We start from the raw sequence: 19,869 nt of genomic DNA, 5'->3' as shown, positions 1-19,869 counted from the left end.
GCCCTCCACTTTGATGCCGGCTGCGTCAGCGCGCGCCGAGATCCGCCACAACTCATCAAGGGGACTTGTCGGTGCAGGCGCTAGTGACCGGGCGCGTCGACGCGCAGCCCATGCTGGCTCACGGCCAGCAGCACGCGTGCCATGTCTTCGTAGTCGGTGTCGTCGGCGGTCGCCAGGTGCACCCAGGGGCGATACTGCTGCGGCATCTGCTGCGCCTGCACCAGGTGCCGCTGCAACGCGACAGCGTCGAGCGGCTGGCCATTCCAGAACATCGCCCCCGCCGCGTCGATGCGCAGGTGGATCGGCTGGGGTGAGGACGCCGGCCAGGGTGGGCACGAGGTGCGCTGCTGGAGCGCCAGGAGGCCGGTCGCCTGCGCCATCGGCAGCGCGGTGATCACCAGCGCCAGCAACACCAGCAACACATCCACCAGCGGTGCCAGATTGGGGGCGGCCATCAGTGAGGCCGCGTGCTGTGTCCCGTATCGCATGCCACGTTCCCTCGCAGGAAGAGCGGCCTGCCGATGGCAGGCCGCCCGTTGCCGGACTCACCGCACGAAACTCACCGCACGAAGGCAATGCGCTCCATGCCAGTGGCTTCGGCCGCAGCCAATATCCGCGCCATGCCTTCGTACTCGGCCGCCGGATCGGTGGCGATGCGCAGCTCCGGCAGGTTGCCGGCATGCTCGCCGGCCTGCGCCTGCAGGCGCCCCTGCAGATCGCCGATCGCCATCGGCTGGCCATCCCAGCTCAGCTGGTTCGACGCATCCAGTCGCAGCTCGATCGGCGGCGGCGGTTCGGGGCGATCGATCGTGCGATCGGTGGCCTGTGGCAACTGCACGGGAATCGGCCGGGCCACGATCGGCGCGGTTACGATGAAGATGATCAACAGCACCAGCATCACATCCACCAGTGGCGTGACATTGATGTCCGCCAGCGGGCCGCTTCTTCCTGCGCTACTGAACGCCATGTGCCGCTCCCTGCAGCCGGGCGGTTCGCCCAAGGCCGACGTTACGACGCCTGCGCCCGCCTGCGGCAGGGGCCTGTGCGGAGTCATTCAGCTATCGTTGCCCACGCATTGCGTGCACGCAATGCGAAACTGAATTCAGCCACTGCCCGCTATGCTGCATGCCATGACCCGACGCTCTTCGACCGCCCTGTCCCTGCTGCCCTTGGCCACCACGCTGCTGATCGGCTGCGCCAATGCCCAGTCCCTCGATGCCCAGAACGCGCAGTTGAAAGCCGCGATCGCGGCCGCCGAACGCGGCCAGTTCGATCCTGGCCAAGCCGCTGCGCTCAGCCGCCATCCGGCGTATGGCTGGCTGGAGTACGCCAACCTGCGCCGCAACATCGACACCGTCGATACCGCGCAGGCACAGGCCTTCCTCAAGCGCTATGAGGGCCAGGCCGTGGCCAGCACGTTCCGCAGCGTGTGGCTGCCCTCGCTCGCCCGCCGCCAGGACTGGCCGACCCTGCTGGCCAACTGGGCGCCCACCGACAACGCCGGCCTGCGCTGTGCGCAGCTGACCGCGCGCCAGGTGACCGGCAAGGTCGATCCGCAGTGGATCAGCGAAGCACAGGAGCTGTGGCGCAAGAACGGCAAGCCGCTGCCGGACAGCTGCGATGCGGTGTTCACCGTGCTGCAGGCACAAGGCGGCCTGAGCGACGCCCTGCGCTGGGAACGGATCGATGCTGCCGCCGACGCGCAGCAGCCCGCCGTGATGCGCAGCGCGGCCCGCGGCCTGCCTGCCACTGACCTGGCACTGGCCAACACTTACGCCGCCTTCGTCGACAAGCCCAACGCCAGCGCCCTGAACTGGCCCCGCAACGAGCGCAGCCGGCGCATCGCCACCGATGGCCTGGCCAAGCTGGCCAAGGCCGACCCGGCCGCCACCGAACAGCAGCTGCCGCAGTACGCGCAGGCACTGGGGCTGAGTGCCGCCCAGCAGGGCCAGGTGCTGTACCAGATCGCGCTGTGGACGGTGGCGTCCTACCTGCCCGATTCGGCACGCCGCCTCAACGCGGTGCCGGAGTCGGCCTATGACGAACGCCTGCACGAGTGGCGCGTGCGCGAAGCGATGTCCCGCGGCGACTGGACCGCGGCGCTGACCGCCATCCGCAAGATGGGCAGCAAGCAGCGCAGCGACCCGCGCTGGCGCTACTTCGAAGGCCGCATGCTGGAGAAGACCGGCCAGGCCCAGCAGGCGCAGCCGCTGTTCCGCGAGGCCGCGCGTGCATCGACCTTCCACGGCTTCCTCGCCGCCGACAAGCTGCAGCAGGGCTACACGCTGTGCCCGTGGCAGCCCAACGACAGCGCGCAGGCGCAGGCGGTGATCGCGCGCGACCCGGCCATCCAGCGCGCAATGGCGTTGTACCAGATCGATCGCGCTGGCTGGGCCGTGGCCGAATGGAACAGCGCGTTGTCGCGCTTCGATGACACCCAGCGTCGCCTCGCCGTGCGCGTGGCGCAGGACAACGGCTGGTTCGACCGCGCCGTGTTCGCGCTCGGCAAGCAGCCGCAGGAGCAGCGCCTGTACGACCTGCGCTTCCCGCTGCACCACGACGCCACCATCCGCCGCGAATCGGCACGCAACGCAATCGACCCGGCCTGGGTGGCGGCGGAGATCCGCGCCGAGAGCACCTTCACCCCGCGTGCGCGCTCGCCTGCCAACGCCATGGGCCTGATGCAGGTGCTGCCAGCCACCGGTGCCGGCGTGGCCAAGTCGATCGGCCTGACCGGCTACGGCGGCGCCGACAGCCTGTACGACCCGGACACCAACATCGCCATCGGCACCGCCTACCTGCGCCAGCTGATGAACAAGTACGACGGCCTGCCCTACGTGACCATCGCCGCGTACAACGCCGGCCCGACCCCGACCGCACGCTGGCAGAGCCAGCGCCCGGGCTTTGATCCGGACCTGTGGATCGAGACCATCAGCTACAAGGAAACCCGCGAGTACGTGGCCCGCGTGCTGGCCTTCAGCGTGATCTACGACTGGCGCCTCAATGGTGATGCGCTGCCGCTGAGCGATCGCCTGATGGGCCGCCTGGTGGACAAGCGCAAGCGCTTCAGCTGCGCCGCCAACGCCGACCAGGGCGGCGATTGATCGCAACACAGTACTGCCGGCCGCTGGCCGGCATTCTCCGGCATCCACTCGCTGGGGAGGGAAACGATGAGCCTGCTGGCCTGGATCGGGCTGGACGCTGTATCGGTAGTGCAGGCCGCTGGCCGGCAGCTTCGGGGTGACTGCGGTTGCCGGCCAGCGGCCGGCACTACCGGTGCGTCTGCGCCGGGCATGCGATGATTCCAGCCATGAAGATCTATCTTGTCGGCGGCGCCGTGCGTGACCGCCTGCTACAGCGACCTGCCGGCGACCATGACTGGGTGGTGGTCGGCGGCACGCCCGCGCAGATGGAAGCGCAGGGCTTCACCGCCGTCGGCCGCGATTTCCCGGTGTTCCTGCACCCGAAGACCGCTGAGGAATACGCGCTGGCGCGCACCGAGCGCAAATCCGGCCGTGGCTACCGCGGCTTCGTGGTCGATGCCGACCCGGCAGTGACGCTGGAAGAAGACCTGCAGCGCCGCGACTTCACCATCAACGCGATTGCCTGCGACGAAGACACCGGCACGCTGGTCGATCCCTACGGCGGTGTGCGCGATATCGAGCAACGCGTGCTGCGCCATGTCGGCCCCGCGTTCGTGGAAGATCCATTGCGCGTGCTGCGCGCGGCCCGGTTCATGGCGCGCTTCGCACCACTGGGCTTCACCGTCGCCGAAGAGACCATGGCGCTGATGCGCGAGGTCGCCGCCAGCGGCGAGCTGGACGCGCTGGTGCCGGAACGCGTCTGGCAGGAACTGCGCAAGGCGCTGGTCAGTGAGCGGCCTTCTGCCTTCCTGCGTACGCTGCACGATGCGCACGCCCTGGGCCCGATCCTGCCCGAGCTGGAAGCGCTGTATGGCGTGCCGCAGCGTGCCGAATTCCACCCGGAAGTCGACACCGGCATCCACCAGGAAATGGTCAGCGACATGGCCGCGAAACTGGCACCGGGTGATGACCTGGTCGGCTTCGCTGCCCTCACCCACGATCTCGGCAAGGGCCTGACCCCGCCGGAGGAATGGCCGCGCCACATCATGCACGAACAGCGTGGCATCAAGCCGCTGAAGGCATTGTGCGCGCGGTTGAAGATTCCCACCGAGCACCAGCAGCTGGCTGAAGCGGTGTGCCGCGAGCACTTGAACGTGCACCGCATCGATGAACTGCGCGATGCCACCGTGCTGGAACTGCTGGGCCGCTGTGATGCGCTGCGCCGGCCGGAACGCGTGGCCCGCATCGCACTGTGCTGCGAGGCCGACAAGCGCGGCCGGCTCGGCTTCGAGGACGCCGACTACCCCCAGGGCGAAACGCTCAAGCGCCTGCACCAAGCGGCGCTGTCAGTGCAGGCGCGGGATCTGGATACCACGCATCTGAAGGGCCCGGCCATCGGCGAAGCGCTGGCCAAGGCGCGGGTGAAAGCCATCGCCGCCGCCCGCTGATCCGCAACGTCCGCGCGTACTGCTATGGGCAGTGCCGGCCGCTGGCCGGCACCCCTATATCACTGGCTTCAGTGCGCCATCCCACGGGTAATCGCCGCCGCACGCTGCTTCAGCTGGGCCACGGCATCGGGAATCATCTCCATGCCCACGTCCAGGCCCGGGTTCAGCACCAGGCCGACGCCGTCGCCGATACCGGCCAGCAGCGCGTGCACCGCGATCGGCATGGCATGGGCAAACTGCGGCAGCTGCTCGTGCCACAGGCCGGCGCGCTCGGGCGCGGTGAACACCGCGAACATCGGCTCGCCGCTCTCGCTGGTCAGCACCAGCGGCGAGATGCTCTCGTCCCAGGCGCCATCCTCACCAATGGCCTTGTCCAGCAGCACGAACGCCGTCGAGGTCAGCAGGCCGTCGAGGAACTGCGCTGCGGTCAGCGTGCCGTCCTGGGCCTGCAGCAGGCGCACCTCGAGATCGTTGAGGGGTTCGAACGGGGTGTCGTGGTCCATGGTCGGTTCCGGTACGTGGTTGCAGGCTGCAACTTTAGCAGGCCGGGGGTGAAGCACCGCAGCGCATCGGCAGGGACTCGCGGGGCGTCAGTGGCCGATGTACCAAAGCGCCCAGCGCTCTCCGGCCTGGGCCCCGCCATAGAGATTCGGGGCCGTCCGGAAGTCTTGATGGCTTTGGGAGGAAAGCATGGCGGGCAGGATACGGCCGGCCGCAGATGCTACGAACCCTGCTACCCCACCTGAACCGCTCGACGGGGGAATTGTTAAGACCTGCTTCGACAGTCTGACGAAATCGTCAATGTGTCCAATTCGCTTGTGACCGTGTGCCGGCGCCGCTCCACTCAATCCTGAAAGGACGTTGAGACTGGCATGACCAAGAGCTTTGAGCACGGCTGGAGCGGGTCGTATAGTCGGATGACGTAGAGCAATGGAACGCCGATGAACGCTACCTCGCAAGACCTCGCGCCACAGGCATGCATGGATGGAGGCCAAGGAAGCTGGCAGCACGAGCGGCGCAACCTGTCGCATGTGCCCCGTAACGCGGTACATCGCGCCGTCTTCCTCGGCCATCCCTCCTGTCCAGCCGATCAAGGTTCAGGGCAATCCTGCCGGCATCCTCACGCGCAGAGAACCGTGCCCCGTAGTAACCCTGAAGATGCGCCCCCCCCGTAGTACCTCAATCAGCGACATGGACCGCTCATGCTGAAACCCTCCCTCCCCCTCACTCAGGTTGTGTTGATCGCCTTGATCACACTCGCCGTCTCTGGATGCAACAAGGAACGCTCATACCCGGTCTATCGCGAGAATCCTGCACCCAAGGATGCGCTACCGATTGTGATTCGGGTCCACGATGCACCTGTGGAGCTTGCTCTCCCGAAGGTTTTCGTCTCCTACGAGATAGATCCGCTCTGCCTCCCACCGATCAACAACTACGAGGGTGTGCAGTACGCCCCCCAACGGCAGTCAGTAGAGTTCCCAGTACAACGTGTCAGTGCAACCGAGTTCATCAGCACCGTGTTCGAGGACGGCATGGCAGTCGCTGACTATTACGGGCGCGGGCCATGCGAATGGAAACCCAGCATCATTCGGGCTTCATTCCCAGTCATTTCCGAGGGACGCGAAGGCTTCATATCAGTTGCCGTCCACCATCTCGAACTGGAGAAACTACTCACGTCGATTTCGTACGCAGACAGTCAAATGACCCTGCAAACAAAGAGTTCGACGCCCGGATGGGTACGAACGCAGTCCCAGTATAGCTACGACAGATTGTCTGATATCGAGAAGCAGAAGTACTTTCCCATAGAGATATCGTCTCCTTCGAAAGGAATCGTCCCATGAGACCTCTAACCAATGCAGCCCTGGCCAATGCAGCCTACTCCCCACCGTCACATCCAGCTCCAGGCGATAAGGAATCGCTGCGCGTTGATGGTGAAGACTTCGAAGTTCTAGGGCGACGTGACGCAGTCAGCGGCTATCAAGGCGTTGTGTACCGGAACATCAAGACCAACGAGATCATCATCGCCCATCGAGGCACCGAGTTTGATCGCCAGGCCATACTTGATGGCGGCGTCGACGCAGCGATGGTCAGCGCCAGAGTCAACGCACAGATTGATGATGCGCTCGTACTGACCAAGCAGGCAATCAAGCAAGCTGAGGACAACGGATATGGTCCGGTGTACGTCACTGGACACTCCCTAGGCGGCGCACTCGCGCAGATCACTGCCCACCACTACAACCTCCCTGGCGACGCCTTCAATCCCTACGGCGCTGCCGGGCTGGCGTATCGCCTGCCTGAAGGCCAGCCGGCCAGTGCGGCGCCCTTCACCAACCATGTGATGGCGGGCGACCTGGTTAGTGCGGCCGGTCCTCATTACGGCAAGGTTGAGATGTACGCACTCCCCAAGGAACTGGGAGTCCTGCGCGATGCCGAGCAGGGCCAGCGCATCGCCTCGCTCGGATCGCTTGGGATGAAAAGCGGCCATGTCATGTCCGCTGCGATTGCGGTCCAGTTGGGTGATTCCCATCGAATGGTTCACTTCATTGACCGTATGACGGACAAGGGTCCAGTGCAGTCCGTGCTGGACGACCCCGAGGCGCGGATCACAGATGCCGAGGACCTGCGCCGGATAGCGGAGTATCGCAAAGACATCCACCAGTTGCGCCTGGGAGCAACCGTACTTGTCGGTGGTGGCCCTGGACTCCTGCGCGACGGGGTCAATTACCTTCGCGGCACCGAGGAAGCCGGAGCATACGCCCGTCGCGAAGCCGAAGCCGTGCAGCGCGCAGAAAACGCATTGAAACCAGGGGAGCGTTTGCTCCAAGAGGCAACCGAAATGGGCTCGCCCTCTCTGAGCAACCCAGGCTTCACTCCCAAGAGCTCATTGCAGGAGAGCATCGAATCAACCTTGGACAAGGCAGGCCTTGATCCCAGAGAGGAAGGCCACCCCGACCATGCGCTCTACCGGCAGATTCGCGACGGTGTATCGGCCGTGGATGCCAGGCACGGGCGCAGCTTCGATGAAACCAGTGAGCGTGTGACGGCCGGCCTGGTTGCAACGGCCAAGCGCAGCGGCCTGGAACGCGTCGATCATGTTGTCTTGGGCAACGCTCCCAGCGATGGTTCAGGCCCTCGCATGTTCGTCGTGCAGGGAGCGCTCGACAATCCGGCGCACCTGCGGGCATCGATTGCGGTCAGCGAGGCCGTCAATACACCTGTAGAGCAGTCGCTCGCCAAGGTCGAGCAGATTTCGCAGGCCCATCAGGTCGCTCAACAAGAGCAAACCCAAGAGCAGACCCGAACAGCGATCCGCATGGGCTAGGCCAGCGTGGATTGCTTGGCCCACCCGAGGCTAGCGCCCGCTGGAACGGCCTGCTGAGGCTATGTCGGCCCGCCCTCTCCCTAGGAGGAATACAGGTTCCGCCACATCCAACCGGCCACCGCCAGCGCGGCGACCCCTACCAGCATCAACGGCAGGCCGAAGCGGTGCCGCCACGGGATCGGCACCCCGCCCAGCTGCTGGTCCATGGTCTCGGTATCCAGCACCCAGCCGTGCCCGCACCGGGTGCAGGCCAGCTCGTAGCGGCGCTGGTAGGTGAAGCCGAACAGCAGGTCGATGCGCGCCATCTTGTAGCGCAGCTGCGGCGCGAACTCGGTTTCCGTCTGGCAGCGCAGGCAGTGGTGCGCTTCGGTGGGGCCGACGATCAGCACCCGTTCCTGTTGGCCGATCAGGATCATGTCCGGTTGCCCTGGCAGGCGGGCTGGGCCAGCAGCCAGGCCTGGGCGGCGGCCACAGTGGCGGCATCACCCTCGACGCGCTGGTCGGGTTCGATCTTCAAGCCATCGCCACGATCATTGCGGTCCCGCATCACGCTGGTGGTCAGCAGCAGGCGACTTCCATCGGCAAGGGTGTGCACGACATTGCCGGTGGAGACACCCGCGGTCGGCTGGCCGAAACTCCGCGCCTGCGGGCGGCCACGCCACGCCAGCACCGAGGCCTCGCCCGAACTGCCGGTGCGGGGCCCGAACAGCACCGCCACCGGTGCGCCAGGCTGCCGCACTACATGGCCGGACTGGCCGAAGTCCAGCAGCGGCCTGCCCGCCAGCTGCACCGCAGTCGCCGTCAACGTCCAGCGCTGCGGCCCTTGCGCGGTTTCGAACGCGCCGACGTCCTCGTTGTTCACCACCGAGGTGCGCAACAGCGGGGCCATGCCCAGCAGCATCGGCCACATGGAGCCGCCACCGTTGTCCCGCAGGTCGACGATCCAGCCACAGCGCGCGCCGTCGTCCTTGCTGCGGATGACCTGCTGCCATCGCGCGGCACGCTGGATGTCCTGGCGGAATTTTTCCTGCGGCGTCGCGCCCGGCGAGGAGGCATAGCCCTCGATGACCACCCAGCCGATGCGCGCATCCACCGCATCAGCGGCCTTGGCCCGGTCCACGGCGGCGGCACCGGCCTGCTGCGCACGCGCTAGGGATTCGCGCTGACGCTGGGTCGTGGTCCACGCACCATGGTGGCCGGTGCTGAGCGCAATGGCTTCGCGCAGAACGGCCAGCCGTTGCGCGGGATCCCCCTGCGCCGATTGCAGGCGGATGCGGATGGCGGGCCAGTCCACCCGGTCGCGATACAGCGCCTGGCGTTCAAGCAGGTTGAGGATCTCAGCCTGGGCCTCCGGCGAGGGCATCTCGACCGCGCCTGGCGTATCGGCCATGGCGCCGGTCGCCAGCAACACGAGCATCAGCGCGCCGATGCGACGCACTCCCTTGCGAACCTGCATGCGACGCTTCCTTGTCGTTGAATCAGGACCGCAGCATAACCGGGGCATGATCGCTTGCGCCACGCGCGAACTGTCGTATTTGCCTCCTCCGCAGATTGCAGGCAGACACGCTCACTGCGATCACAACATTACAACTTTGCCCATGTCATCGCGCCGTACAACGCGCCAAGGTGGCTTTGCCGGCGCCTCCTGCGCTGGTCGGGATTGGCGTCCTGAATGAAGTTTTTCACGAGCAGGCTTGCAACGTCGTTGCCGGCCCGAACAATGCACCGTCCGTCGTTCTGCGGCGGGCGGTGCGAGGGGATCCCCGGATCCGCCGGCGTCATTCCTCGTGAAGAGCTTCACCGGCACGCCAACCCGCACCGCCCGCCACCTTGCATCCCGCAGGTGGCCTCGCCTCGTGAGGTTGCCGCCATGAACACGCCCCACCCCACCTATCCACGCCTGCATGCACTGCTCGGTGGTGCACTGCCCGGCCTGCAGCTGTCCAACGCCGCAGCCGAAGCGTTGGAAGATGCGCTCACCGAAGTCGACGAACAGGCGCCGCCCTCCGCATTCTTCGCGCGGCTGCGCGGCATCGCTCACAGCCACGCGGCCGACGGCCAGGCGTGGCGCGAACGGCAACTCAGCGAGGCGCGCGGCCGGGACTTGGCCGAGGCAACGCGCTGCCTGGCGGCAGTGTCTGCGTGTGGGGGCGTGTTGCTGGCGGCGCAGTCGGCGCGCGAGATGGATGATGCGCAGGCGCAGTGTCCGCCGCAGGTGGAGGAAGGGCTGCTACATGCGGTGGTCGTGTTGGCCGATCATGCCGGGGCGTTGGTGGAACCGGATGCATGCGCACCGCTGTTGTAGAGCCGAGCCTATGCTCGGCTGCGCGGAGGTCATGGCGTCGGTGGGATTCGTGCCGACCAAGGTCGGCACCTACCAGAGCGGCGTCATGGCGCCGGTGGGATTCGTGCCGACCAAGGTCGGCACCTACCAGAGCAGTGTCATGGCGCCGGTGGGATTCGTGCCGACCAAGGTCGGCACCTACCAGAGCGGCGTCATGGCGTCGGTGGGATTCGTGCCGACCAAGGTCGGCACCTACCAGAGCAGTGTCATGGCGCCGGTGGGATTCGTGCCGACCAAGGTCGGCACCTACCTGAGCAACGTCATGGCGCCGGTGGGATTCGTGCCGACCAAGGTCGGCACCTACCAGAGCAGCGTCATGGTGTCGGTGGGATTCGTGCCGACCAAGGTCGGCACCTGCCAGAGCTACGTCATGGCGTCGGTGGGATTCGTGCCGACCAAGGTCGGCACCTACCAGAGCTACGTCATGGCGCCGGCGGGATTCGTGCCGACCAAGGTCGGCACCTACCAGAGCGGCGTCATGGCGCCGGTGGGATCCGTGCCGCCCAAGGTCGGCACCTACCAGAGCGGCGTCATGGCGTCGGTGGGATTCGTGCCGACCAAGGTCGGCACCTACCAGAGCAGCGTCGTGGCGTCGGTGGGACTCGTGCCGACCAAGGTCGGCACCTACCCAAGGTTGCGGTTGTCACCAGTCCGCACGCAGGCCGATGTTGCCTTCGATGATGCGGCGCTTCTCGTTGCGGTCGCCGCCCAGTTCGCGCGTGTAGTCGGCCACGGCATAGGCGCTGATCGTTCGGTTGAAACGCCCGACCACACCCACGCCGGCTTCCAGCGCGCGTGAGCGCTGCGAATTGATGATCACGTCGTCGTCGAAACGGATGCGGTCTTCACCAGAACGGCCATGCCAGTAATTGAGCTTGAAATACGGCTGCCAGCCGTTGTCGGCCAACTGGTAATCGCCCGCCAGGCGCAGGCCGATGCGGCCGGTCCAGGCGTTATCGTTGTCGAAGCGCACGCTCGATACTTCATCGCGACGGTCATCCAGCGAAGTGCGCTGCCAGATCACCTGCACCTGCGGTTCCAGCCACCATGCGGACTGCCCGAAGTGCAGCAGCGGCTTGCCCGCCTCCACCGACACGCTGGTACCGTCGCCGCTCAGGCCGAAGCCGAGCCCACGCGAGGAACGCACGCGGCCGTCGTAGCGGCTCTGCATCGCCACGGCGTCGATGTAGCCGCCACTGCTGTCGGTGAAGGTCCAGTACAGGCCCACGTGCTTGTCATCCAGGCGGTTCTGGCCTACCTGCACGTTCTCCCAGCCCAGTGCCAGACCCGTGGTCTTGCCCTGCGCGCGGGTGCGGCCAACGAATACGCCGATCTGGTTGCGGTGGTTGTCAGACGCCGCAGCCCACACGTCGAGACCGGCCTGCAGGCCCATCACCTCGCCATCGAAGCCCGGCTGCGCATCACCCTTCCAGTGGATATCGCTGCTCTGCCCCACCAACCGGCCCCAGGCGGTGCGGAATATGCCCTGGTTGTACAGCAGGCGCTGTTCGCCCTGCCGCTCGTGGAAGGTACCCAGGCTGGCCAGCGAGGTCTCGCGCAGCAGCGGTGGCACCACGGCGTAGGCGGCGGTCTCCACGCGGTACAGCGGCACCACCGCGCCTTCGGCCGGGCGTGCACCCGGCGTTGGTGGGGTGCCGGTACCGGGCAACGCACCGCCGGCCACCGGCACGTCCGGCACCGCCGGGTCGCTGGGCGGCGCCACCGGCGCCGGTTCCGGTGGCGGCGGTGGCGGCGCGGCCTCGCCGGCGGTCAGGTTCGGATCGGTAGCGCCTTCAGGCGGCGGCGGCGGTGCCGGGGTGATCGCCGGCGGCGGTGCGACCGGCGGCGTCAGGGGCGGTGGCGTGGCAGTGCCGCCGCCGTTGGGTGCCGGCGTTGGTCCGGTCACCAGCGTCGATCGCAGGTACCAGTTCTCGCTGGTGCCGGCGCTGACACCACCCTTGAACAGGAAGTACTCGTAGGCACCGGCTGCAACCGGTGCGAACAGCGAGAACGCGCCCGGCGCAGTGCGGCCACCATTCAATGCCTGCACCACCAGGATGCCATCGGCCAGCGTGGCGGCGCCGCCGCCGCCGGCATTGAGCACGCCGATGCCGGTGGTACCGGTGGCGGTTCCACCATCGATCACCAGGCGGTCGCTGCTGGAATTGTCCGCACCCAGCACGGTACGCAGGTACAGGCCACCGCCGTCACCACGGTAGTTGCCACGCACGGTGAACACGTCGCCTGCGCCGGTGCCGGTCAGGTCGATGCGCCCGGCATTGACCATCTCCACCAGTGCACCACTGTTGAACGGACGGACTGCATGGCCGCCACTGCCCGCGTAGACGGTGCTGGTGTCGTCCACGGTGAGCGTGCCGGTGCCGGTTCCGCTGTCGCCCAGCACCAGGTCGCCATCAAAGGTCAGCTCGGTGCTGTTAGCCAGGCTGATCGCCTCCCAGTTCTGGAAGCGGCCCACGCCGGCAGTCTTGACGTTGTGGAAGTTGAGCTGGTCGATGCCACCGCCACCGTCGAACAGCGGCACCGCCCCCAGGTTGCCCTGGTTGAGGTTGCCGAGGTTGGCGACGTCGTTGTCCGGCCCCATGTCGATCGCGCCGTAGACGATGCCGCCGCCATTCCAGTTGAAGGTGTCGTTGCCGGTACTGAGCAGTACCTGCCCGCGCACGGTGCCGTCGGTGATGGTCACGCTGTCGTTGCCGCCGCTGACGCTGATGTTGCCGCCGATATAGGCCGTGCCCGAGATGATGATGGTGTCGGTGTCGAAGCCGGTCACCACGTTGCCGTCCACGGTGCCGCCGGACTGGTCCCACAGGTTCTTGTCCAGCTTCATGTTGACCCGGCCGATGCGGCCAGCGGTCATCCACGCCTGGTCACCATCCTCGAACGCACCGATGATGCGGCCACCGCTCATGCGGAAGGTATCGATGTTGTCGCCCTGCTGCAGCGCGCCGACCGTGCCGCCACTCATGGCGAAATCATCGCGGCCACTGCCCTGCGCCACCACGCCGGTGACGGTGCCGCCGGTGACGGTCATCTGGTCATCGCCACTGCCCTGGTCGACGCTGTCGATCGTACCGTTGTCCAGCAGCAGCGCATCATTGCCATCGCCCTGCAGCACACTGCCGCTGATGCTGCCAGCCTGCATGTCCAGGCGATCATTGCCGGCACCGAACTGCACGCCGGTGCGCCCGCTGATCGTTCCGCGGTTGACCAGCACGCTGTCGCCCGCGCCGACGAACTGCAGGGCGGTGTTGTTGCCGGTGTTGATGCTGCCCGAGTTCTCGACGCGGCTGCCGCCGCCGAGCTGCACCGCCACGCCGCCCACCGAACTGATCGTGCCCAGGTTGGACAACAGGTGCCCACCGGCCCCGACAAGCGAAATCGCGCTGCTGCCACCGCTTTGCTGCAGCTGCGCCGTGCTGGCGACAGTGACGGTGATGCCGGCCGCGCCATTGGCGGTGACGGGAACGGTCTGCGGGTTCGGCGCGTTGGCATCGCAGGTGACCGTCTGGCCGGCGACGGGGGCGACGCTGTCACAGCCGGCCCAGGCGGCGCTGGCGGTCAACAGCATGACGGAGGGAACAGCCAAAGCCTGCAGTACGGAAACAGTGAGGCGGCGCATACGCACTGCGCGCGGGACGGCACGGGACATACAGCACTCCTGGACAGGGGATCAGGAACTGCGGATATGCGGTACTGCGAGCGAAGTCTGCGCCATGGTGAACGGTTTCGGCAGGTGAATTTGCGTGCCGATCATCACAGTTCAGATGCGAACCTGATCGGGCATCACCCCACCTCTACGTGCCTGAAATCGTTCATCTTTGCGGGGTCATGCCCATGCCTGGATGAGGTGGCCTCCCGGGTTGGGTCAGAGCCCTTTCCTGCGGAAAGGGATCCGACCCGGAGCCGTCAGATCTTCAGATAGATCTTCCGCCGGTCCAGCCACCACGCCACGCCCCACCACAGCGCGACGAACGCCAGCGCCTGCAGCATCGACGCCAGCTCGAGCGCGTGCGGCATCGCGGCGGCCAGTTGCTGCCAGATCCAGCCCCACGCGCCGGTCGCCATCAGCGCCACCGACATCACCGATGCGCCAAGATAGGCGGTAATTGCGTTGACCCCGAAACGGCGGCCCAGCGGCGGCCATCGCTTCTGGTCGATCAACACATGGCCCAGCCACAGCGCCAGCGCGGCCAGGCCGCCGGTCCACAGCACATAGCTGGGCGTCCACAGCTGCTTGTTCAACGGCAGCACCGTGGCCAGCAGCAGCCCCAGCACGGCGGTTGCCACACCCAGGCCAGCCAATGCCGCCGCACGACCGTTGCGCAGCAGGCCACCGGCAATCAGGCCGAGCACGGTACTGGCCAGCGCACCCAGCGTGCTCAGCAATCCTTCCGGGTCATGGCCCAGTCCGGTATCGGCGTGCCACTGGTAGATCCACGGTGCGAACAGCGTGGTGTCCAGGCGGCTGGCCGGGTTGGTCCATGGCGCCAGATCACCGATGCCCAGCAGCAGCACGGTGTAGCCCACCAGCAGCGTGACCAGCACGCCAGCCTGCACGCGCGGCCGCGCATACACCGCCAGAACACCCACCAACGCTGCGCATACCGCAATCCGCTGCAGCACGCCCCAGATGCGGAAGTGATGGGTATGCAGCGCCCACCAGATCAACAGGTGCAGCAACGCGCCGGCGAGCAGGATGCGCAGTGCACGCTCCAGCACCCCGCGCGCCAATGCTGGCCGTGCAGCGGCATCCAGCGCGCGCGGTGCCACGCTGAAGGCCATCGACACACCCACCAGGAACAGGAAGAACGGGAACACCAGGTCGGTGGGCGTGCAGCCATGCCATTCCGAGTGACGCAGCGGCGCGAACACCGCACTCCAGTCGCCCGGATTGTTGACCAGCAGCATCGCCGCCACGGTGATGCCGCGCAGGGCATCGATCGAGCCCAGACGGCGTGGCGGCATACTGTTCATCAGGCGGCCTCGTACTGTCCGGCAATCCAGGTACCACGGACCTGCAGGGCGTCGTCCAGCAGCACCAGGTCGGCCTGGTAGCCCTCGGCGATGTGGCCAAGGCGGTCGTCGACGTTGAGGAACTGCGCCGGATAGGTCGACGCCATGCGCGCCGCTTCGGCCAGCGGTTGGCCGAGCAGCTGCACGGTATTGCGCACGGCGGTGGCCATGTCCAGCGCCGAGCCGGCCAACGAACCGGCGGCATTGCGCACCACGCCATCGATGGCGGTGATGGTTTCGCCATACAGCACGTAGCTGGGATCGTCGGCTCCAACCGGCGGCATCGCATCGGTCACCAGCAGCAGGCGACCGCGCGGCTTGGCCGCCAACGCCACGCGCAGGCTGGCCGGGTGCACATGCACGCCATCGACGATGATGCCGATCCAGCTGTCGCGGTCTTCCAGCGCGGCGCCCACCGCGCCGGGCTCGCGGCCCTGCAGCGGCGACATCGCGTTGTACAGGTGGGTAAAACCGCGCACACCAGCATCCAGCCCGGCGCGGATCTCTTCGTAGGTCCCGGCGGTGTGGCCGGCGGCGACGATCACGCCACGCTCGACAAGCGCACGGATGGTCTCCAGCGGCACGCGCTCCGGGGCCAGCGTCAGCAGGGTCACGCCGTTGTCCAGCGATGCGGCCAGCGCAATCTCCGCTTCGTCCGGCACGCGGAACTTGCTGGCATCGTGCGTGCCCTTGCGCGCCGGCGCGATGTACGGGCCTTCCAGGTGGATGCCGATCACGCCCGGCACGCCCTGCGCAATGGCCTCGCGCATCGCACCGATGGCTTCGCGCATCACCGCCACGTCATCGCTGATCAGCGTCGGCAGCATCGCAGTGGTACCGAAGCGGCGGTGCGCCTGCGCGATGGTGCGCAGTGCCGCCACGTCCGGCGTGTTGTTGAACAGCGCGCCGCCGCCGCCATTGACCTGCACATCGATGAAGCCGGGCAGCAGCCAGCCGCCTCCCAGGTCCACCTGCTCGGCCGCGTGGCCCAGCTGGGGTGCTGCGTCGGGCAGCAGCGCGCTGATGCGACCGTCCTCGATCACCACCGCCAGGTCGTCGCGGAACTCATCGCTGGCCAGGATGCGGGCATTGCGCAGCACCGTCACCATCACACCGTCTCCGTAACCTTGTTCAGATGCGGCGGCAGGTCCGGGTTGAAGCCACGGCGCAGCGCCAGCGCATTGATGGCGCGATAGAAGCTCTGCACGGTCAATAGCGGTGCGCACAGCGGATGCGGCGCGGCAGCCACCGGCAGGTTGCCGCCGGCACCGGCCATCCACACCTGCGCACCACGTGCGGTGAATTCATCGACCACCGCACGGGTACCGGCGCCGGTCTCGTCCGGCTGGGCGAAGGCCAGCACAGGGAAGCCACGGCCGACCAGCGCCATCGGGCCGTGCTTGACCTCGGCCGAGCTGTAGGCTTCGGCGTGCAGGCTGCAGGTTTCCTTGAACTTCAGCGCCGCTTCCTGCGCCGCACCCAGGCCCAGGCCGCGGCCGAGCACGAACAGGTTGGTGGCCTCGACCAGGCCCTCGGTCACCGCGCTCCAGTCGCACTGCCAGGCTTCACGCATCGCGTCCGGCAGCAGGTCCAGCGCCGCACGCAGGCTGCTGTCCTGCTTCCAGTACGCGGCCAGCTGCAGCAATGCGGCCAGCGAGGCCAGGTAGCTCTTGGTCGCTGCAACGCTCTTCTCGGGGCCGGCATGCAGCGGGATGACCGTGTCGGCCAGCTGCGCCAGCGGTGAATCCTCGACGTTGACCAGCGCGATCACGCGCGCGCCGGCGGCCTTGGCCGCCTCGGCGTTGCGCAGCAGGTCCGGGCTCTTGCCCGACTGCGAGATGACGATGAACAGTGCGCCGCGCAGCTGCAATGGTGCGGCGTAGACCGAGCCCACTGATGGCGAGGCCGACGCGACCACCAGCCCCAGCTGGGTTTCCAGCAGGTACTTGCCATAGGTGGCGGCGTGGTCGGAGCTGCCGCGTGCACAGGTGACCACGAACGGCGGCGGCGCGGCACGCAGGCTGGCGGCCAGGGTTTCCAGGGTGGCGTGGTTGCGCGAGAACTGGCGCGCGACCACGTCGGCCGCTTCAGCGGCCTCGGCGAACATCAGGGTAGCGGTGGGGTCTGACAGCGACATGGCAGGCTCAGGCAGGATCGGAAGGAAGGGGGCGTGCGCCGGCCGGGCGCATCGGCGCGGTCGAACCGCGCACCACCAGCTGCGGCACGAAGCCCTGGTTGTGCAGCGGTGCCGGCGCATCGTCGTAGGCGTCGCTGCGCAGCTGTGCGATCAGCAGGCGCGCGGCATGGCGGGCGATGTCCTCGGTGGCCTGCTTGGCGGTGGTCAGCGGCGGCCACGACTGGCGCGAGAACGGGCTGTCCTCGAAACCGGCAATGGACAGGTCGTAGGGCACGTTCATGCCGGCCGACTTGGCAGCGGCCAGCACGCCGGCAGCGATTTCGTCGTTGGAACCGAAGATGGCGGTAGGCGGTTCGCGCAGCGCCAGCAGGCGGCGCGCGCCACGGAAACCGTCGTCGAAGGTGTAGTCGCCCTGCACCACCAGGTGCTTGTCCACGGTCATGCCGTAGTCCTTCAACGCGGCCTCATAACCGGCATAGCGTTCGCCCGAGGAGCGGTGCGAGCTGCCGCCCCAGAGGAAGCCGATGCGCTGGTGCCCCAGCTGGATCAGGTGTTCGGTGATCTCGTAGGCGGCCTCGCGGTCGTCGACGAACACGCAGGCACCGTCGGCCGGATCTTCGGTGGCCGCAACGATGCGCACCAGCTTGATGCCACGCGCGGTCAGCGCCTGGATCAGGTCGCGGCGCTCGGACATCGGTGCGGTCAGCACCAGCCCGGCCAGGCGCGAACGCTGCACCCAGTCAGCCAGTTCATCGGCCAGCAGCGGCGAACTGGAATCGCAGGGATGGATCTGCAGGCCGAACCCGGTCTCGCGGCAGGCGGCGAGCACGCCGTTCTGCACGCCGATGATGTGGTACGGGTTCGGGTTGTCGTAGACCAGCCCGATCACGAAGGTGGTGCCGCTGCGCAGGTTGCGCGCGGACGGATCGGGCTCGTAGTCCAGCTCGGCGATGGCACGCAGCACCCGCGCGCGGGTGGCCTGCATCACCGAGGGCTCGTTGTTGATCACCCGCGAGACCGTCTTCAGCGAGACCTTGGCCTTTTCGGCAACGTCCTTGATGGTCGCTCTGCGCATCGGTTTTTCCTGGGGTTGGCTGCCGTCCATCATCGCCGATCAGCTCCGGTCCTGCGGCAGGCCCACGCGGTGGCCCACCACCGAATAGAACAGGATGTACAGGTAGCAGGGCACCATCAGCAGCACGAAGGTCAGCTGGAAATCGATGTGCTGCTTGAGCAGGGCGAACAGCTGCGGAATGATCGCGCCACCGGCGATGCCCATCACCAGCAGGGCCGAACCGGTTTCGGTGAAGCGCCCCAGGCCGCGGATGGCCAGCGGGAAGATGGCCGGCCACATCATGGCGTTGGCAAAGCCCAGCAGGGCCACGAAGGCCACCGACACATAGCCGTGCGTTGCCCACGCGCCCAGGCAGAACACCACGCCCAGCACCGCCGAAATGGTCAGGTAGCGCGACTGCGACACCACCCGCGGAATCACCAGCAGGCCGACCACGTAACCGACCAGCATCGCGCCCAGGGTGAAGGCGGTGAACATCTTGGTCTCGTCCAGCGGCAGGTTGAAGCCATGGCCGTAGGTGCCGATGGCATCACCGGCCATCACTTCCACGCCCACGTACACGAACAGGCACAGCACGCCCAGCCACAGGTGCGGGAACTGGAAGATGCTGCGGCGCTCGACCGCACCGGCGGCCACCGGCGTAGCGTTGGCTTCGGACGATTTGATTTCCGGCAGCGGCGAGAACAGGATCGCCACCGCCAACACCACCAGCAGCGCCGCCATGGCCAGGTACGGGGCATGGATCTTGGCGGCGAACTGGTTCAGCAGCACGGCTTTGGTCGCGGCATCGGCCGCCTGCACCTGCACGTCCAGATCGCCAATGCCATGCAGCACCACCGTGCCGATCAGGATCGGCGCCAGGATGCCGGCGATCTTGTTGCAGATGCCCATCAACGCGATGCGCCGCGCCGCCGTTTCGATCGGCCCAAGGATCGAGATGTACGGGTTGATGGCCGTCTGCAGCAGGGCCAGGCCGCTGCCGATCACGAACAGGCCGCCCAGTGCGCCGGGGTACCAGCGCTGGGTGGCGAATTCGCCGAACAGTGCCGCGCCACCGGCCATCACCAGCAGGCTCAGGCTCAGGCCCTTCTTCATGCCGGTACGGCGCAGGATCCACGACGAGGGCAGCGCCAGGAAGAAGTAGGACAGGTAGAACACCATCAGCACCAGGAAGGCGCCGACCTCACTGAGCTCAAAGGCGAGCTTGACGAAGGTGATCAACGGGCCGTTGAGCCAGGTGAAGAAGCCGATCAGGAAGAACAACACGCCGACGATGGCGATGGAGGTGGCCACGTTCGGGCGCGCGCTTGCAGCGGGGACGGCGGACATCAGGAGGGCTCCTGCGGCGACAGCCGCAGAACGCGGCGTCGGAGAGTGGCTGGGAACAACGTTGTCACATTCTTTCGGTGGACAACGGCGGTTTGTC

General features: G+C 67.0%; 16 protein-coding genes. 5 read left to right on the top strand and 11 right to left on the bottom strand.

What is annotated here, in order from left to right:
- Positions 1 to 80: 80 nt before the first annotated feature.
- The gene (locus AC5P8R_RS01550) at positions 81 to 455 is read right to left on the bottom strand and encodes a biopolymer transporter ExbD (RefSeq protein ID WP_180835152.1); all 375 of its coding nucleotides are present in this window, start codon (positions 453 to 455) and stop codon (positions 81 to 83) included.
- Positions 456 to 559: 104 nt separating this feature from the next.
- Positions 560 to 967: an ExbD/TolR family protein gene (locus AC5P8R_RS01545; protein ID WP_014648410.1), complete on the bottom strand. Its 408-nt coding sequence runs from the start codon at positions 965 to 967 to the stop codon at positions 560 to 562.
- Between the two features lie 151 nt (positions 968 to 1,118).
- Between AC5P8R_RS01545 and AC5P8R_RS01540 the strand changes: the two genes are divergently transcribed.
- Together AC5P8R_RS01540 and AC5P8R_RS01535 are read left to right on the top strand one after the other, a co-directional pair.
- On the top strand, positions 1,119 to 3,104 hold the full coding sequence (locus AC5P8R_RS01540) for a transglycosylase SLT domain-containing protein (RefSeq protein WP_014648411.1): 1,986 nt from the start codon (positions 1,119 to 1,121) through the stop codon (positions 3,102 to 3,104).
- A 206-nt stretch (positions 3,105 to 3,310) separates the two neighbouring features.
- The gene (locus tag AC5P8R_RS01535) at positions 3,311 to 4,531 is read left to right on the top strand and encodes a multifunctional CCA addition/repair protein (RefSeq protein WP_495222934.1); all 1,221 of its coding nucleotides are present in this window, start codon (positions 3,311 to 3,313) and stop codon (positions 4,529 to 4,531) included.
- A gap of 68 nt (positions 4,532 to 4,599) precedes the next feature.
- On the opposite strand, the gene AC5P8R_RS01530 is transcribed toward AC5P8R_RS01535, so the two are convergent.
- Complete coding sequence (locus AC5P8R_RS01530; protein WP_005419309.1) at positions 4,600 to 5,034, bottom strand: SseB family protein; 435 nt, start codon at positions 5,032 to 5,034, stop codon at positions 4,600 to 4,602.
- Between the two features lie 699 nt (positions 5,035 to 5,733).
- Here AC5P8R_RS01530 and AC5P8R_RS01525 point away from each other — a divergent pair.
- The gene (locus AC5P8R_RS01525) at positions 5,734 to 6,372 is read left to right on the top strand and encodes a hypothetical protein (protein ID WP_495222933.1); all 639 of its coding nucleotides are present in this window, start codon (positions 5,734 to 5,736) and stop codon (positions 6,370 to 6,372) included.
- On the top strand, positions 6,369 to 7,853 hold the full coding sequence (locus tag AC5P8R_RS01520) for an XVIPCD domain-containing protein (protein ID WP_495222932.1): 1,485 nt from the start codon (positions 6,369 to 6,371) through the stop codon (positions 7,851 to 7,853). Before AC5P8R_RS01525 ends, AC5P8R_RS01520 begins: the two co-directional genes overlap by 4 nt.
- A gap of 80 nt (positions 7,854 to 7,933) precedes the next feature.
- Here AC5P8R_RS01520 and AC5P8R_RS01515 read toward each other — a convergent pair whose 3' ends face one another.
- Positions 7,934 to 8,269 carry a hypothetical protein gene (locus AC5P8R_RS01515; RefSeq protein WP_014038488.1) on the bottom strand — a complete coding sequence of 112 codons (336 nt, stop codon included), beginning with the start codon at positions 8,267 to 8,269 and terminating at the stop codon, positions 7,934 to 7,936.
- Positions 8,266 to 9,309: a S41 family peptidase gene (locus AC5P8R_RS01510; RefSeq protein ID WP_014648414.1), complete on the bottom strand. Its 1,044-nt coding sequence runs from the start codon at positions 9,307 to 9,309 to the stop codon at positions 8,266 to 8,268. Before AC5P8R_RS01510 ends, AC5P8R_RS01515 begins: the two co-directional genes overlap by 4 nt.
- Before the next feature lie 414 nt (positions 9,310 to 9,723).
- Between AC5P8R_RS01510 and AC5P8R_RS01505 the strand changes: the two genes are divergently transcribed.
- Positions 9,724 to 10,158 (top strand): hypothetical protein, encoded by a 435-nt coding sequence (locus tag AC5P8R_RS01505; protein WP_046432528.1) that lies wholly within the window; start codon positions 9,724 to 9,726, stop codon positions 10,156 to 10,158.
- A 682-nt stretch (positions 10,159 to 10,840) separates the two neighbouring features.
- Here the strand turns inward: AC5P8R_RS01505 and AC5P8R_RS01500 are convergent.
- The 6 genes from AC5P8R_RS01500 to AC5P8R_RS01475 all read right to left on the bottom strand — a co-directional run bounded on the left by AC5P8R_RS01500 (position 10,841) and on the right by AC5P8R_RS01475 (position 19,772).
- A complete protein-coding gene (locus AC5P8R_RS01500) occupies positions 10,841 to 13,867 on the bottom strand; it encodes an autotransporter family protein (protein WP_495222931.1) in 3,027 nt (1,008 codons plus the stop codon).
- Between the two features lie 257 nt (positions 13,868 to 14,124).
- On the bottom strand, positions 14,125 to 15,192 hold the full coding sequence (locus tag AC5P8R_RS01495) for an acyltransferase family protein (RefSeq protein ID WP_046432531.1): 1,068 nt from the start codon (positions 15,190 to 15,192) through the stop codon (positions 14,125 to 14,127).
- On the bottom strand, positions 15,192 to 16,340 hold the full coding sequence (nagA, locus tag AC5P8R_RS01490) for an N-acetylglucosamine-6-phosphate deacetylase (RefSeq protein ID WP_180835156.1): 1,149 nt from the start codon (positions 16,338 to 16,340) through the stop codon (positions 15,192 to 15,194). Before nagA ends, AC5P8R_RS01495 begins: the two co-directional genes overlap by 1 nt.
- Positions 16,340 to 17,368 (bottom strand): SIS domain-containing protein, encoded by a 1,029-nt coding sequence (locus AC5P8R_RS01485; RefSeq protein WP_014648419.1) that lies wholly within the window; start codon positions 17,366 to 17,368, stop codon positions 16,340 to 16,342. The genes nagA and AC5P8R_RS01485 overlap by 1 nt, the downstream gene beginning before the upstream one ends.
- Before the next feature lie 7 nt (positions 17,369 to 17,375).
- The gene (locus tag AC5P8R_RS01480; protein WP_041863830.1) at positions 17,376 to 18,443 is read right to left on the bottom strand and encodes a LacI family DNA-binding transcriptional regulator; all 1,068 of its coding nucleotides are present in this window, start codon (positions 18,441 to 18,443) and stop codon (positions 17,376 to 17,378) included.
- A 39-nt stretch (positions 18,444 to 18,482) separates the two neighbouring features.
- Positions 18,483 to 19,772 (bottom strand): sugar MFS transporter, encoded by a 1,290-nt coding sequence (locus AC5P8R_RS01475; RefSeq protein ID WP_014648421.1) that lies wholly within the window; start codon positions 19,770 to 19,772, stop codon positions 18,483 to 18,485.
- Between the last annotated feature and the right edge of the window lie 97 nt (positions 19,773 to 19,869).

It is taken from the genome of Stenotrophomonas sp. YJH_SMC_73 (assembly GCF_059370155.1).
Note: the sequence above shows the minus strand (reverse complement) of the source record. Positions and strands in the feature narration are given on the sequence as shown.